The organism is Hymenobacter actinosclerus (genome assembly GCF_900111515.1).
Lineage (GTDB): Bacteria > Bacteroidota > Bacteroidia > Cytophagales > Hymenobacteraceae > Hymenobacter > Hymenobacter actinosclerus.
In genome coordinates, this window is sequence record NZ_FOHS01000004.1 from 221,661 (window position 1) to 237,741 (window position 16,081).

A 16,081-nucleotide genomic window follows, 5' to 3' on the forward strand; every position below is an offset into this window, starting at 1 on the left:
TGGTGTACCGGCTGCAGAGACGCAGCAGTTGGAGTCTCGTCGTTGAACGGTCCAGCCAACAACTTCAGCAACGACGCGGGACTGTAAGTCCTGTATTTCTACAGCCGGTACACCAACTTGAAATCCGCTCTGGGTGCCGGTACGTGAGTTTAACTGATAAATCTGCGCAGCCGGAAACCGGCCTTTAATTCAGCCGGCTCAACGTGGTTTCCAGTTCGGCCAGGGTGGTTTCCTGGAAGCGCAGCGTGTCGGGTGGGGCGCCGGCGGGAGTGGGCTGGCGGGCTAGGAACGGCGCCCCGTTCTCGTAGCGCAAACCTACTACGGTGGCCCCGGCGGGCGCATTCATAAACTGGTAGCCGCCCTGCTGCGGGGCGGCGGCCAGCACCACCCGCCGGCCCGGCACCAGCAGGCGCACGGCCGTTTCGGCGTTGGCCACGAAGGCGGGCACGAACAGCGGGGCGGCCTTGCCTGCCCAGGCCCGGCCAGCGGCCAGCCAGCCCAGGCGGCTGGGCTGCAGCGCGTTGGGGGCCGCGGCCAGCCCGGTGTCTTCCGGGGCTGGCTCAGGAGAGGCTTCGGCTATATCGGACGCAGTAGGGGGCTCAACGTCGGTGGGAATGGCCTGGCCGGGCTGAAATTTGAAGCGGATGGGCAGCATCATCTTCACCTTCACGAAGCGGCCATCCTGCTGGCCGGGCGTCCAGCGGCCCGAGGTCTGGCGTAGCACGCGCAGTACCTCTTCGTCGCAGCCGTCCCCTATGCCCCGCAGAATGCGCGGCTGCTGGATGCGGCCGCTTTCATCGACTACAAACGAGGCGAACACCACGCCTTCGGTCTGGTTTTCCTGGGCCTGGCGCGGGTAGCGGATCAGCTTGTTGAAATCGACAATGTCGTTGCCGTAGCGCGGCATGCGCTGGGCCGAAGTCAGGACCTGGGTTGGGGCGGCGGAAGTGGCCTCGCCGGCGGCCCAGCGCACCACCCCGTCGGCGCCGCTCTGGCCGTAGAACAGCGGGTTGTCGTGGGTGCGGCCCTTTAGTTCGAGCTGAAAATTGCGGCCCGTAGCCAGCGCCAGCTGCCGGCCCTGGGCCGAGGCACGTACCAACACGGCCCCGCTCAGCTCCAGCGGCCGCCCCGATTCGGTTTCGGTCAGCAGATTCGACAGCAGCATGGCGGGGCCCGAATAGCACTCCTTCAGCTCCACCCACACCGTGCCGGTTACCGGCTGCTGGCGGGCATCTACCAGCGCCCCGGCCGGAAACCGCACCACGGTGCCGTCCTGGCCGCGCACTTCAGCCGCCTTGGTGGGGTCAATCTGAAAATACTCGCTGGGCCGCAGCGTCAGGTCCTGCAGGCGGGGCTCGGCGGGCGGAGGGGGCGTTTCGTCCTGGGGTGGGCGCGAGGCGCGGTACACCACCAGCGGGGCATGGCGGGCCGTGGGGCGTGCCACGCGGTGCCAGTCGCGCTTTACGGGCGTGGCGGCCAGGGGCGCGTCGAGCGAGTCATAATCCAGCGAATCGGATAGGGCGGGCGCCACGGGCGGCCCGGCGGGCGTTTCGGCCGGGGTGTCGGGCTGGCAGGCCAGCAGACCGGTACTCAGCACCGGCAACAGAAAAAAGCAGCGTAGAAAGCGAAAGGACATGGGCGGCAGTACGCGGCAAAAGGCGGAAGGTGCCCGAAATTCGCATTTTTCCGCCATACTTTGCAGCTAACCCAGATTTAGTTTACTGCCGCCGCGCCGCCCGCCCGCCATAAACGCACTGCCCCGGCGCCGGCCGCCGGCTCGCCCAACCACAGCCCGGGGCCGCAGAGCGAACCGGCGTCCGACGCCGGGGCAGGTACCTGTTCGGCGCCGCTACAGGTTCTGCAGCACGAAGTTGGTCATCTGCCGGTACAGGTGCAGGCGGGTGTTGCCGCCGTAAATACCGTGGTTGCGGTTGGGGTAGTACAGCGTCTGGAAGTCCTTGTTGGCGCGCACCATGGCATCCACAAAGGCAATGGAGTTCTGGAAATGCACGTTGTCGTCGCCGGTGCCATGTACCAGCAGCAGCTTGCCCTTGAGCTGGTCGGCAAACTGCACGGGCGAGTTGTCGTCGTAGCCGCCCGGGTTTTCCTGGGGCGTTTTCAAAAACCGCTCGGTGTACACGGTGTCGTAGTAGCGCCAGTTGGTAACCGGGGCCACCGAAATGCCCATCTTGAACACGTCGGCGTTTTTGGTGAGGGCCAGCGCCGTCATGTAGCCGCCAAAGCTCCAGCCCCAGATGCCGATGCGGGCCTTATCCACGTAGGGCAGGGTGGCGAAGTAGCGGGCTGCGGCGGCCTGGTCCTGGGTTTCGAGCTTGCCCAGGTTGGCGTAGGTGCTCTTCTTGAAGGCCGAGCCGCGGGCGCCCGTGCCGCGGTTGTCCACGCTCACAATAATGTAGCCCTGCTCGGCCAGCAGCTGGTGCCAGAGGTAGTTGGTGAAGGCAATGCCCCCGCCGGCGTCGTCCTTCACGGTCTGCGAGCCGGGGCCGCCGTACACGTACATCAGCACCGGGTACTTTTTGGCCGGGTCGAAGTTGGCCGGCTTGATGATCGAGGCGTTCAGATCCACGCCGTCGGCCGTCTTGAAGTTCATAAACTCCAGCTTGCCCAGGTTGTAGCCGGCCAGCTTCTGGCGCAGCGCGGCATTGTCTTCCAGCACCTTCACCAGCTTGCCGGTCTGCCCGTCGCGCAGGCTCACCACGGTGGGGTCGCCGGCCTGCGAGTGGTAGTTGAGGTAGTACTTGGTATCAGGGCTGATGTTGACGGCATCCACGCCGTTGCCGGCCTCGCCCAGGCGGGTTTTGCCCTTGCCCTTCAGATTGATGCGGTACAGGTGGCGCTGCAGCGGCGACTCCTCGGTGCTCGTGAAATACACCTCGCCCTTCTGCTCATTAAAGCCCTCGATGCTGGCAATTTCCCAGTTGCCCTTGGTCAGCTGGCGGACCAGCTTGCCGTTCATGTCGTAGAGGTACAGGTGGCGGTAGCCGTCCTTTTCGCTCGTGAACAGAAACTGCTTGCCGCCTTCGAGGTAGCGCAAATCATCGTTTACCTCCACGTAGGCCGCATCGGTATCAGTGAGTACCACCCGGGCCTGGCCGGTGCGGGCGTCGGCGTGCAGAATTTCGAGCTGGTTCTGCAGCCGGTTCATGCGCCGGATGCTGAGCGTGTTGGGCACCTGGGTCCAGAGGATGCGCGGAATATACTGATCGGCCACCGGGCCCACGTCCATCTTCACCGTTTTAGCCCCCGCTACGTCGTACACCGAGATGCCCACGGTCGAGTTTTTCTCGCCGGCCTTGGGGTACTTGAAACGGTCATCCTGCGGATACAGCGGCCCCCACTTCTGCATGTTGTACTCGGGCACGGCGCTTTCGTCGAAGCGGTAAAACGCCACCTGCCGCGAGTCGGGCGACCATTGGAAGCCCTGAGCAAACTCAAACTCTTCCTCGTACACCCAGTCGGTGCCGCCATTAATGATTTTGTTCAGCTCTCCGTCGGTGGTCACGGCCGTTTCGCGCATGGTGGCCAGCTCGGTCACGAACAGGTTGTTGTCGCGCACAAAGGCCACGCGCTTGCCGTCGGGCGAGAACGTGGCGTAAAGCTGCTTGCCCTCGCCCGCACTCAGCGGCACCAGCTGCTTGGCAGCCCGGTCGTACACGAAGAAATACGACTTGCTGCTGCGCCGGTAAATGGGCTCGGTAGCGGTGCTGAACAGGATTTTGGTTTCGTCGGCATTGAAGCTGTAGCCATCCACGGGCAGCGCCTGGGTCTGGCCGGGCAGCTTCAGGTCGGCCCCCGCCACCAGCGTCTGCACCGGCAGGCCGGTCGTCACGTCGTGCTGTACCAGGTCGCCCTTGGCCAGCGAAGAGTAGTAGCGGCCGTCCTTCATCCAGTTGAAGCCGGGCACCGATTTGGCGGAGAAAGTGCCTTTCTGCCAGATGTCTTCGAGGGTGATGTTCTGCTTCTGCTGGGCGTAGGCCGCCGGGGCGGTAGCGGGCAGCAGCACGGGGCTGGCGGCATTCAGCAGCAGGGCCAGGCCCAGAAATCGTAGGTTCATGCAGGTAAAATAAAATGTCAGTCAGTTTCCGGCGTTAAGGTAGCCAATGCGGGCCGCAAGGTTGCACCCGGCGTATCTTTGGGGCCATTCGCTTGCCGGCTTTTAGTGGCCAGCTATCGGCCGCTAGCCGGCCGCCCCGTATTCTGGAAACTACTTGCTGATGGCTGTCAGCTAAAAGCTCAAAAAACTATGCGTTTTCGCTCGATCCTTCTGCTGGCGCTGCCGGCGCTTGCCACGGCCTGCCAGCCGGCGCTGGAGGCCGGCCCGCGGGTGCAGTTCGTGGGCGATGCGCGCCTGACGACTACCGCCCGCCGTCTCACCACGCCCGCCGACACCGTGACCACCCGCATTTACGCCCGGGCCGACGAGGACGACGACAGCCCGCTGGAGCGCCTGCTGATTACGGTAAACTACGACCCGGTGCCCGAGCCCATCCTCCCCTCTCCCTTCCCGGGCGAGCGGCCCAAAGCCGATATCGTTTACCTGGATTCCACCGGTTTCTCGCTCAGCGAGCTGGCCTTCCAGAGCACCCAGCCCACCCGCAGCACCTCCGGAGCCGAAACCTGGCGCTATGAGGTGTACGACGCCAAAAGCCGCAAGGGAACCCGCAGCCTGCGCCTTTCCCTGTCGCGGCCCGATTCGGCCACGGCCGTTTACCACAGCTATACCGCTACGCTCACCTACACCACCACGGCCACCACCAACACCGGCCGCCGGTTTCTAGCGCTGCGCGAAGGCCTGGCCCTGCCCGGTTTTTCGGTGCGCAACCTGCCCGCCAACCAGCAGCGCATCGACCTCATTTATCAGTTCGATAAGGCAACCAGCGCCGCCACGCTTTCGCTGCGCACCGACGAATCGTTGAAGCTGGACTGGGCCGCGCGCAACACCCAGATCCGCAACACCACCCTCGACAGCGTGGATTTCCAGAGTGCCAGCACCTCCCAGCTGCTCCTCTCGGCTTACAACAGCGGAACCGCCTTCGCCCGGCCCGCCAGCACCGGCCCGCTGCGCCGGGGGCAGGTGCTGGCCTTCCTGACGGCCGAGGGCACGGCCGGCCTGCTGCGCGTGCAGCGCCTGAGTACTACCAACCAGAAGCCCCTGGTAGTGCAGGTGCGGATAGGCCGGCAGTAAGCCCGCCGGCTCCGGCCCTAATGGTCCAAAAAAGCCCGGCTTCCTTACAAAAGGAGGCCGGGCTTTTTTGGGGGCACCGTTCGAAAGAAGTGGCAGCGCGCCGCTTCTTTCGAACGTTAGAAAAGAAAACCGGCCGTGAGCGTGGTCGTGAATTGCTTGTCGGTCACTTTCACCACGGGCGTGTTACCGTCGGGCGCGTAAATCCGGTAGGGAGTATAAAGGCTGTTGCCCTTGCCGTATACGCCGGCCACATCCACGAAGAAATTATTCTGGCGCATGCCCAGGCCCCCGGTCAGGTAGTTGCGGCTCTGGTCGATGGGGCTGTTCTTGTTGGGGTCGCCGTAGTAGGCGTAGCCCAGCCGCACCCGGAAAATATCAGCCCGCAGCTCGCCGCCCACCCGCAGGTTCACGGCACTCTGCTGCAGGTCTTTGATGTCGTTGTTGTCGGCGCTGAAATCGTACTGGTTGTTGTTGTAGTTGTGCAGGCGGGCCGACGAGTAGTTGAGGTATTCCACGTCGCCGCTCACAAAACCGTACTTGCCGATAACCACGGCCACGCCACCGGTGGCCTTGAACGGCGTCGTCAGGGCGTACTCCGCCAGGTTGGGGTCGATGGACGAGCGGGCCGACTGGTACGACTGCCCACCAACGGTAATTGGCCGGTTGAATTGCGTCTGCAGCGAGCTGTTGTAGGTTTCGTTGAACTGCAGGTAAGTAGGAGTCTGTACCGAGGCGCCGATGCGCACGGCGTCAACGGGCCGGTAAATCAGTCCCAGCCGCAGGTTGAGGCCCGCGCCCCGGGTGCTGATGGCATCGCGCAACGTCAGCGACTGGAAGGCACTGCGCGGGTCGACTGGGGCAATGGCATCGGCCGTCAGCGTGTTTTCGGTTTCGTAGCGCACGCTCGTGATGCCAAGACCCGCCCCGATATAAAGCTTGTCGAGGTAGCTGGCGCCGTAGGCCAGGTCGAACTGGGTCGTCGAGCCGCTGGTGCGCACGGTTTCGCGCTGGTTGAGGTCGCCGGTGTAGTAGAAATCCTCCGGAATATAGGTGCCCTGCTGGTCTTCCTCGGTCAGGTAGGTGTTGTAGGCCAGATCATCGAGGGCCGCATTCTGGTTTTCGCTCAGGCGCTGAAAGATGTCCTGGTTGCGCTCGGGCCGGCCGCCGTAGCGAAACAGCTGGTTGTAGCTGGCCGTCCGCGTGATGCCCAGGCCAAACGAGCCGGACCGCCACGCGCTGCCGTCGCCATCAGGCCGGCGGCGGGCGAACACCACGCCCGCGCTGGCCACGTTCAGGTTGCTGCGCGAGTCGGTGGAGGTGTTACCAAACGCCTTGGCATCAGAATCGAGCAGGCTGAAGCCCGGCGAAAAGCTGAACTCGGAGCGCTGAAACATGCCCAGGCCGGCCGGGTTCACGAGCACCGAGCCATAGTCGCCACCCACGGCGGCGCTGGCTCCGCCAATGCCCAGCGTGCGGGCCGTACCAACAGGCTGCGACTGCGAGAAGCGCAAAGCATCGGCCTGATATTGGGCAAAGGCGTGGCTGGCCGTGCCCAGCAGGGCAACAGCAAGCCCGTATTTCAGGGTTTTCATACAGAAGAGGAAGTTAGGAGCCCGCAACGGCCCGACCCGGGGCCGGACCGCTGTTCAGGGGCAGATAGATATAGGATACAGGCAAGCCAGCTAACGGCTACCGCACCCGTCCGCGGCCGCCACCGCCATTACCGCCGGAAGGGCTGCTGCTCGGCGAGGACGAAGGAGAGGGCGAAGAATAGGACCGGCTGGGCTCCGAGTAAGAGCGGGAAGGCTGCGACGACTGCGACGGCTGCGAGTACGACCGGCTGGGCTCGGAATAAGAGCGGGAAGGCTGCGAATTGCTTTCCGACATGCGCTGGCGGCGGGGCTGCACTGTGCCTGCATCTGTGCCCGAGCTTTGGGTGCCCGGGTTGCTGCCGCCATAGTAAGTGGCACGCCGGCCGCGGCCCGACTGGGGCTGATCGGCGGCCGAGCGCTCTACCATGCGCCCATCGGAAGCCGGCGCGCCGGTGTTGGGCGCCGAGTTATCGAGCACGCGCCAGCGGCGGGGGCTGTTTTCGGGCTGGCTGGCCGTTGCAGCACCCGGCATCGGCTGGGCTTCGCCGCGGTAGCGGCCGGTGCGCGGAGCTGCTTCGGTGCTGCTGGCCGGCTGGCCGGTGGCAGCGCTGCTGCCGTTGCCGTTGCCGACGGTTACGTCGCGCACCCGGCCGCGGCCGTTATACTGGCCGGCAGATGGGGTGGCGCTGCTGCCGTTGTCGGGCGTAGCAAAACGGCCTTCCTGCACTACCCGGCTGCGGCTGGGGCTGGCGTTGCTGCCCGAGCCGGTAGCCACATCGGCCAGGCCGGCACCGTTGCCGGTGCGCGAGCGGCGTGGCCCGTAGGTTACGTTGCGGGCCGGGCGGTCGGCGCCTACGCCGTAGTAGCCATTGCCATAGTAGCCATTATTGTAATAGCCGTTGTGGTAGTAGCCACCATAATAGCTGCCGTAGCTGTAGTAAGGGTCGTAGCCATAGCCGTAGCCATAGGGCCGGTAGTAGGGCCGGCCAAAGCCGTAGCCAATATTAATAGTTAGGCCGCCGTAACCGTAGTAGGGCCGGTAGAAGGGGTCGTAGAACGAGTAGCCGAAGGGCGAGTAAGGCGAGTAGGCGATAATCGGGGCGCCGTAGAAATACGGATCGGCGTAGGGGAAGCTGTAGTAGCCCAGGCTGCCGCCGCGGTAAACGCTGTTGCGGCGCGGCGTGGCAGCGTAGTAATCATCGTCGTAGTACTCGTTGCTGCCGCTGCGGGTATTGCTGCCGTTGTAGTCGGGGTTCGGTACATCGCCGGGGCTGCCTTCGTAAGCCTGCTGGGCTACCGGCACGGCCACGGCCGTTACCTTGTCCGACGAGGCCGAGTAGTACATACCATCATTCTCGGTGGTGGCTAAATTAGAGGAAGCGGCGCACCCTCCCAGCGTCAGCAGGGCCAGGGCGGGCAGGAAGGAGGGAAGGTGCTTTTTCATGATGCCTGCGCGTAAAGTTTGGATTGAGCAAGGGAAGGAAACTGGGGGCCAGAGGCCGACGGACCGCCAAAGCCCAATTCCTCCGGATTTTATAACGTAATTTCGCCCCGAAACGGTGCCCTTTTCTTAGGACAAATCTTGTACCAGAAATCGGAACTTTTTCATCCTTTTTCCCAAGATACTCCCAATATGAGCAAAAGTTTGCCCAAGCGCAGCGAGGATTATTCGCTCTGGTACAACGAACTGGTGAAGCGGGCCGGGCTGGCCGAAAACTCGGCCGTGCGCGGCTGCATGGTCATTAAGCCCTACGGCTACGCCATCTGGGAGAAGATGCAGCGCACGCTCGACGACATGTTCAAGCGTACGGGCCATGAAAACGCGTACTTCCCGCTTTTCGTGCCCAAAAGCCTGTTCGAGGCCGAAGAGAAGAACGCCGAGGGCTTCGCCAAGGAGTGCGCCGTGGTTACCCACTACCGCCTTCAAACCGACCCCGACCGCCCCGGCAAGCTGCGCGTCGACCCCAATGCCAAACTCGAGGAGGAGCTGATTGTTCGGCCCACTTCCGAGGCCATCATCTGGAGCACTTACAAGGGCTGGATTCAGAGCTACCGCGACCTGCCGCTGCTCATCAACCAGTGGGCCAACGTGGTGCGCTGGGAAATGCGCACCCGCCTGTTTCTGCGCACCGCCGAGTTTCTGTGGCAGGAAGGCCACACGGCCCACGCCACCGAAGGGGAGGCCGTGGCCGAAACCCGCCAGATGCTCGACGTGTACGCCCAGTTCGCCGAGGAGTGGATGGCGCTGCCCGTTATCAAGGGCGTGAAAACCGAGAACGAGCGGTTTGCCGGCGCCGTGGATACCTATTGCATCGAGGGGTTGATGCAGGACGGCAAGGCTCTGCAGGCCGGCACCTCCCACTTCCTGGGCCAGAACTTCGCCAAGGCCTTCGACGTGCAGTTCCAGACCAAGGAAGGCGGCCTGGAATACGTGTGGGGCACGAGCTGGGGCGTGAGCACCCGCCTGATGGGCGCGCTCGTCATGGCCCACTCCGACGACGAAGGCCTGGTGCTGCCCCCCAAGCTGGCCCCGATTCAGGTGGTGATTGTGCCCATCTACAAAACCGGCCAGCTCGATGAGGTGATGGAGCGCATCCGCCCCATGCAGATGGGCCTGATTGAGCGTGGCATCTCGGTGAAAGTGGACGACCGCGACACCGAGCGCCCCGGCTTCAAGTTTGCCGAGTGGGAGCTGAAAGGCGTGCCCGTGCGCATTGCCGTGGGCCTGCGCGACCTGGAGGCCGGCACCGTAGAGGTAGCCCGCCGCGACACCAAGGAGAAAATGACCGTGCCGCTGGCCGACATCGTGAACAGCGTGGATCTGCTGCTGGCCGATATTCAGCAGAACATCTACCAGCGGGCCCTGCGCTTCCGCGAAACCCATACCACCCGCGTCGAGAGCTACGAGGAGTTCAAGCAGGTGCTCGACACCACCGCCGGCTTCGTGCTGGCCCACTACGACGGCACCTCCGAAACTGAGGAGCGCATCAAGGAGGAAACCAAAGCCACCATCCGCTGCCTGGCCCTCAACGAGCCCGACGAGGACGGCGTCTGCATGCTAACCGGCAAGCCCTCGGTGCGCCGGGCGTATTTTGCGCGGGCCTACTAGATCACGGATTAGCACGGATTTTAGCGGATTTCACGGATTTTGTAGTCGATTGAACGCCACTAAAACGAAACAGGCCCGCCGATTGGCGGGCCTGTTTCGTTTTAGTATTAGTGCTTGATAACAAGATACTTAGTTTCTGTTGCGTCGCTACTGCATGCCGTAGGGCACGAGTGCTTAGTCTCCATACTCAATACCAACTACTCAGTACTGATGTCAGTACTCGATACCGATAACCTCCACTTCCTCCTTTTTAGGGCCCATTTGCAGCGTTACGCGCTGGCCTAGCCTGGCGCCCTGCACAGCGCGGGCAATGGGGGCCACGAAGGCAATTTTGCCCTCGGCCACGTTGGCTTCATCAACGCCCACGATGGTGAAGCGACGCTCGGGAGCCTTGCCGGTGATGGGACGCAGGGTTACGGTGGCGCCGAACCGGACTTCGTTGGCGGGTTGGGTGGCGGGGTCGACAAGCTTGGCGCTGGCCAGGCGGTCGGAGAGGGCAGCGAGCTGGCCGTTGAGCAGCGTGAGGCGGCGGGTACGGTCGGCGTCGTTGTCGTGGTTGGCCTCGGCGGCGGTGCGGGCCGTTTCCAGCTCCGTTAGCTCCTGGCGCAGCTGGTCGAGGCCGGTGGGCGTGACGTAGTTGGCCGAGCCCGGCGGCAGAGCCGGCCGGGGCGGAATGATGGGGGCTTCAAGGGAATCGTCCTCTTTAGTAAATGCGCGGCTCATCCCCGGCTTAACGCGGGGGCGCGGTGGGGGTTGCGGGGGCTTTCTGATTGCTGTGGGGTTTCTGCGTATCTTTTCCCAACCAAATTATTCCCTCTCTCTATGGATTGGCTTACAATTGCCTTGCTGCTGTTTTTCGGTGTTGCCTTTCTGGTAGTCGAAATCATCTTTATTCCCGGCACTACGGTGGTGGGTTTGGTGGGCTTTGCGCTGCTGGCCGTGGGTATCTGGTTCAGCTACCGCGACTTTGGGAGCACCACGGGCCACATCCTGCTTTCGGCCTCGGCCGTGTTCGTGGGGGCGCTGGTATACCTGGGGCTGCGGCCGCGCAACCTCGAAAAAGTAGCCCTCACCCAACAAAACCACGGCCACGTGCTCGATGTGCGCCACGCCGACGTAGCCCCCGGCACCGTGGGCCGCACGCTTTCGGCCCTGCGCCCCGCCGGTACGGCCCTTTTCCAGGACGACCGCCGGGAAGTAACCACCCGCGGCGAGTTCGTGGATGCCGATTCCGAAGTGCTGGTCATCGGCATCGAGCACAACCGCATCGTTGTCCGCCAGGTCGCCGGAGTGGCAGCTCCCTGTTAACATGCGGGTAGTGCTGTTTAGCACAACGGACAACGGACAACCAGCAACTGACAACCGCATACTCACCAACTCCCTGTTCCCTATGAATCAATTTCCCTTTTTTCCGCTCATTGTGGGCGGCATCGTACTACTGGTGTTCCTGTACTTCTTTCCGGTCAGCCTCTGGATTACGGCGCTGTTCTCAGGAGTGCGGGTAAGCCTGCTGCAGCTCGCGTTCATGCGGGTGCGCAAGGTGCCACCATCCCTGATTGTCAATTCGATGATTACCTCCACCAAGGCCGGGCTAGCCCTCACGGCCAACGACCTGGAGACCCACTACCTGGCCGGCGGCAACGTGCCCAGCGTCATCAAGGCCCTCATTTCGGCCGATAAGGCGAATATCCCACTGACCTTCAAGCAGGCCACGGCCATCGACCTGGCCGGACGCGACGTGTTTGCGGCCGTGACCACCAGCGTAAACCCCAAGGTGATTAACACGCCCAACGTGGCCGCCGTGGCCCAGGATGGCATCCAGCTCATCGCCAAGGCCCGCGTAACGGTGCGCGCCAACATTGCCCAGCTCGTGGGCGGTGCCGGCGAGGAAACCATTCTGGCCCGCGTAGGTGAAGGCATCGTGACCAGCATCGGCTCGTCCCGCTCGCACAAGGAGGTGCTCGAAAACCCCGATAAAATCTCCAAGCTCGTGCTCAGCAAGGGCCTCGACGCCGGCACGGCCTTCGAAATCCTGTCCATTGATATTGCCGACATTGACATAGGGGAGAACATCGGCGCCAAGCTGCAAATCGACCAGGCGACGGCCGACCTGAAAGTAGCCGAAGCCAAGGCCGAGGAGCGCCGCGCCATGGCCGTGGCCGTGGAGCAGGAAAACCGCGCCAAAACCCAGGAAGCCAAGGCCCGCGTAGTCGATGCCGAAGCCGAAATCCCGAAGGCCATGGCCGAAGCTTTCCGCTCGGGCAACCTCGGCATTATGGACTACTACAAGATGCGCAACATCCAGTCGGACACCGACATGCGCGACTCCATTGCCAACCCCGGCGGCTCCGGCAACACCGGCAAAGCCAGCCGCGACGAAACCCGGCTGAGCTAAGCTTTTTGAGCTACAAGCTGCAAGCTACAAGCCACAAGCTGACGTTCTGGAGAAACGAATACCTCAATCAAAAGAAGGCCCCGTGCTCAACCGAGTGCGGGGCCTTCTTTTTTTTCTTAAACTAGCAGAACGTCAGCTTGCCGCTTGTAGCTTGTAGCTCATTATGGCTTGCCGCTCAAAAGCCTTACTTCTTCGTAATCCGGAACTCGACGCGGCGGTTGAGCTTGCGGGTTTCCTCCTGATCGTTGCTGGCTACGGGCTTGCTGCCGCCGAAGCCTTCGGTGCTGATGCGGTTGCCGCTGATGCCCTTCTGCACGAGATATTTCTTTACCTCGTTCACGCGGTCGAGGCTCAGCTTCACGTTCAGCTGCGGGTCGCCCTGGTTGTCGGTGTGGCCTTCGAGGCGGATTTCAATCTGCGGATACTCCTTCAGGATGGCTACCAGGCGCAACAGCTCGGGGTAGGAGTTCTCGCGCAGGTAGTACTTGCTCTGGGTGAAGAAGATGTTGTTGAGCTTGATAGTCTGGCCCACGGCGAAAGGCACCAGGTACAAATCCTGGGTGACTTCGGAGTACTTCTGGCGGTCGGTTACGTCGAGGTTGTCCGACTCGGCCAGGTAGTCCTTGGCCTCAGCGCGGTAGCCGTACTGGGTGCCCGAGGGCAGCACAATGGTATAGGAGCCGTCGATGGGGCTGGTTTCGGCCACCCCGATTTCCTCGCCCGTGAGCAGGTTTTCGTAGCGGATGGTGGCCGCTACCGGCTTCTTGGAGCTGGCATCGAGCACCCGGCCGCGCACCAGCGTCACAACTTCGGGCCGGAAGGTGGGCTTGAGCGAGATGCGGAAAATGTCTTTGGAGTTGCCGATGCCGTTGCGGGCCGACACCAGGTAAGCGTCTTCGCCGGCCGCCGACACCGTATAATAGGCATCGAAATCGGGCGAGTTAACGGTGGAGCCCAGGTTGCGTGGCTTGGTCCAGTTGGTCCAGGAGTCGTCGAGGCGCTTGGAGTAGAAAATGTCGCTCTTGCCGTAGCCGCCACGTCCTTCCGAGGCGAAGTACAGCGTCTTGCCATCGGCCGCCAGAAAGGGGGCGAAATCGGCCTTTTTGGTGTTCACGTTGGGCCCCAGGTTGCGCGGCCGGCTCCAGCTCTTACTGCCCTGCTTCAGAAAGCTCACGTACAGATCCTGCTCACCCTGCCCGTCTTTGCGGTCCACGGCCATCAGCATCACCTTGCCCGAGGTAGCCAGGAAAAAGTCGACGTGCTCGGCGTCGTCGTTGTAATAATCTTCGATATCCACTTTCTCGGGCTTGCTCCAGCCCGTGGCTGTACGCCGGCTCATGCTCGGGCCCTTGGGTACAATCGTGCCGTCGGGCTCGTACACGCCAATTACCAGCATCTGCTGGCCGTTGGCCGATACGGAGGCCACGCCGTTGGGGTCGCGCGGAGTGTTGATGGGGCTACCGATGTTTTTGGCCGGGTTCCAGGCCTTCTTTTCGGCGTTGCCCAGCGTGCTGTACCACACGTCCTGCGCGTCGGCGGCGCCGCCGCTGTTCTGCGGGCTTTCCTGGCGGGCAAAAAACAGCGTGCGGCCGTCGGGCGAAATAACCGGGTGGGTGTCGACGTACTTCGAGTTGACGTTGGGCCCCAGGTTCACCATGGCCGAGTCGAAGCTCACGCCGCTGTCCTCGTTTTTGAACTCCTTTTTCACCATCGTGTCCACCACGTCGGCCACCCCGATGGCATCAATCTGGTTGACGCCGTTGACGGCCTTGGTGTTCATGGTAACCACCACGCCGATAGTGCGGTAGGTGGCCGCCGGGAAGGTGGCCTGCAGCGTGCGGAACTGCTCGGGAATAGGGCCCGGCGTGTCGTTCTTATATACCTCGTGCTTGCCGCCGCGCGTGTCCACCAGCTCTATTTTGGTGATGGAGCCGGGGTTGAAGTTTTCCACCACCGATACCTGCCGGGCAAGTACCGACTTGCTGAAGCGCACCTCAATCGACTCGCTGCTGCCCGTTTTTTTCGGAATCCAGGCCTCATTGCTGGCCTGGCCCAGGGGCGTGGCGTTGGGCTCGCCCAGTACTTTCTCGGGCGAAAAGGGCTCTTTGCCCTCTGCTTTCTGCGACGAAACCGCCACTACTTTCGAAGCCCATACCGCGTGCTGCGCCTGTGCCAAGCCACTACCGCCCAGCAACAAGCTTCCCAGGAGTAGTATTCTCTTACCGTTCATACGCGCGCAAATCAAATCGGAGCCGACCCCTGGTGTGATACCACGGGTTGCTGGTTGAATTCAGGATTTTTACAAGACGCCAGAATGACCCCGGAAGTTTCCCCCGGGTCCGTAAGCGAAGCCAAAGATACGGCTTCCTGCGGCCGCCCGCTGCCGCTAGACCCGTAAAAATGCAAAATGGAGGTCAATTACTTTGTTGGCTGTCGATCAACGGGGCTTTTGCGATGCTGCACGTTCGCCTGTGCCCGGTCAACGGGCCTGCCGGCAGCCGGCAACCGGAACATAACGACGGCCCCGGCCGTTGTTTTCCGGGCTGCGCCGGCGCTGCAATAGCAGCCGGTTTTGAGTAACTTGCCGTCCCATATTTCGTCCCCCATTTTCACTCAGCTCTACCTATATGGAAGCCCAACTGCTCAACGAAATTCCGTCCCTCGACCTGGCCGATTTCCGCTCCGGCGACCCCGAGCGCAAGGCCCGGTTTGTACAACAGCTCGGCCAGGCCTACCAGAGCATCGGCTTTGTGGCCCTCAAAAACCACGGCCTCAGCAACGAGCAGACCGACAAGCTCTACGCCGACGTAAAGGCCTTTTTCTCGCTGCCCGACGACGTGAAGCAGCAGTACGAGAAGCCCGAGCTGGCCGGCCAGCGCGGCTACGTGAGCAAGGGCAAGGAGCACGCCAAGGGCCGCAACACCGGCGACCTGAAGGAGTTCTACCACGTGGGCCAGGAAGTGGACGACGCCTCTGACCCCATCGGCGCCGAGTACCCCGACAACATCTGGCCTACCGAGGTCGACAGCTTCGCCGACACCTCCCTGCTGACCTACCGCACGCTGGAGGCGGCCGGCAAAGACGTGCTGCGCGCCATTGCCCTGTACCTGGAGCTGCCCGAAAACTACTTCGACGACAAGGTGCGCAACGGCAACTCCATCCTGCGCCCCATCCATTACTACCCCATCGAAAACCCCGATGAGGTGCCCGCCGACGCCGTGCGCGCCGCCGAGCACGGCGACATCAACCTGATTACGCTGCTCATGGGCGCCTCGGCCGACGGCCTCCAGGTGCTGCGCCGCGACGGCAAGTGGATTGCCATTACGGCCCTGCCCGACCAGATTGTGGTGAACGTGGGCGACATGCTCCAGCGCCTGACCAACGGCGTGCTCAAGAGCACCATCCACCGCGTGGTGAACCCGCCCCGTGAAAAGATGAACTCCTCGCGCTACAGCGTGCCGTTCTTCATGCACCCGCGCTCGGAAATGAGCCTGGCCGCTCTCGAAAGCTGCGTGACGCCCGACAACCCCAAGCACGAGGCCGATATCACGGCCGGCGAGTTCCTCAACGAGCGCCTGATTGAGCTGGGCCTGAAGAAGAAGTAGGCGTAGCCCGAACTACAAACCCAGGGCGGGATGGGTGGACTATGGCAACACTGCCGTATTCCACCCATCCCGCCCTGGGTTTTAGTCGGCGCTACATGTAGAAGAACGCGTATCTTGGGCATCCATCAGCCTTGCCCCGCGCCCCTCTCACTTGACCGCGCTTACCCCCCCCGA

At 62.8% G+C, this 16,081-nt stretch carries 11 protein-coding genes; 5 read left to right on the forward strand and 6 right to left on the reverse strand.

Annotated elements, in window-relative coordinates; translation table 11 throughout:
• Positions 1-184: 184 nt before the first annotated feature.
• Complete coding sequence (locus tag BMY67_RS15715) at positions 185-1,636, reverse strand: energy transducer TonB (RefSeq protein WP_143069863.1); 1,452 nt, start codon at positions 1,634-1,636, stop codon at positions 185-187.
• Positions 1,637-1,849: 213 nt separating this feature from the next.
• Complete coding sequence (locus BMY67_RS15720; RefSeq protein ID WP_092773395.1) at positions 1,850-4,075, reverse strand: S9 family peptidase; 2,226 nt, start codon at positions 4,073-4,075, stop codon at positions 1,850-1,852.
• A gap of 189 nt (positions 4,076-4,264) precedes the next feature.
• Between BMY67_RS15720 and BMY67_RS15725 the strand changes: the two genes are divergently transcribed.
• Positions 4,265-5,206 carry a hypothetical protein gene (locus tag BMY67_RS15725; RefSeq protein ID WP_092773397.1) on the forward strand — a complete coding sequence of 314 codons (942 nt, stop codon included), beginning with the start codon at positions 4,265-4,267 and terminating at the stop codon, positions 5,204-5,206.
• Positions 5,207-5,322: 116 nt separating this feature from the next.
• Here the strand turns inward: BMY67_RS15725 and BMY67_RS15730 are convergent, their stop codons facing one another.
• Both BMY67_RS15730 and BMY67_RS15735 read right to left on the reverse strand, forming a co-directional pair.
• Positions 5,323-6,798, reverse strand: a complete 1,476-nt coding sequence (locus tag BMY67_RS15730) for an OmpP1/FadL family transporter (RefSeq protein WP_092773399.1) — start codon at positions 6,796-6,798, stop codon at positions 5,323-5,325.
• 97 nt (positions 6,799-6,895) lie between these two features.
• Positions 6,896-8,242: a hypothetical protein gene (locus BMY67_RS15735; RefSeq protein ID WP_092773401.1), complete on the reverse strand. Its 1,347-nt coding sequence runs from the start codon at positions 8,240-8,242 to the stop codon at positions 6,896-6,898.
• A 189-nt stretch (positions 8,243-8,431) separates the two neighbouring features.
• Between BMY67_RS15735 and proS the strand changes: the two genes are divergently transcribed.
• Positions 8,432-9,907: a proline--tRNA ligase gene (gene proS, locus BMY67_RS15740; RefSeq protein WP_092773403.1), complete on the forward strand. Its 1,476-nt coding sequence runs from the start codon at positions 8,432-8,434 to the stop codon at positions 9,905-9,907.
• Between the two features lie 213 nt (positions 9,908-10,120).
• Here the strand turns inward: proS and BMY67_RS15745 are convergent, their stop codons facing one another.
• Positions 10,121-10,630, reverse strand: coding sequence for a GreA/GreB family elongation factor (locus BMY67_RS15745; RefSeq protein WP_092773405.1), 510 nt, complete (start codon positions 10,628-10,630; stop codon positions 10,121-10,123).
• Between the two features lie 30 nt (positions 10,631-10,660).
• Between BMY67_RS15745 and BMY67_RS15750 the strand changes: the two genes are divergently transcribed.
• Positions 10,661-11,215 (forward strand): NfeD family protein, encoded by a 555-nt coding sequence (locus BMY67_RS15750; RefSeq protein WP_449404429.1) that lies wholly within the window; start codon positions 10,661-10,663, stop codon positions 11,213-11,215.
• A gap of 82 nt (positions 11,216-11,297) precedes the next feature.
• Positions 11,298-12,302 carry a flotillin-like protein FloA gene (floA, locus tag BMY67_RS15755; RefSeq protein ID WP_092773410.1) on the forward strand — a complete coding sequence of 335 codons (1,005 nt, stop codon included), beginning with the start codon at positions 11,298-11,300 and terminating at the stop codon, positions 12,300-12,302.
• A 184-nt stretch (positions 12,303-12,486) separates the two neighbouring features.
• On the opposite strand, the gene BMY67_RS15760 is transcribed toward floA, so the two are convergent.
• The gene (locus BMY67_RS15760; protein WP_177189869.1) at positions 12,487-14,478 is read right to left on the reverse strand and encodes an OmpA family protein; all 1,992 of its coding nucleotides are present in this window, start codon (positions 14,476-14,478) and stop codon (positions 12,487-12,489) included.
• 451 nt (positions 14,479-14,929) lie between these two features.
• Here BMY67_RS15760 and BMY67_RS15765 point away from each other — a divergent pair, with 451 nt between their 5' ends.
• The gene (locus BMY67_RS15765) at positions 14,930-15,907 is read left to right on the forward strand and encodes an isopenicillin N synthase family dioxygenase (protein ID WP_092773414.1); all 978 of its coding nucleotides are present in this window, start codon (positions 14,930-14,932) and stop codon (positions 15,905-15,907) included.
• The last annotated feature ends 174 nt before the right edge of the window (positions 15,908-16,081 follow it).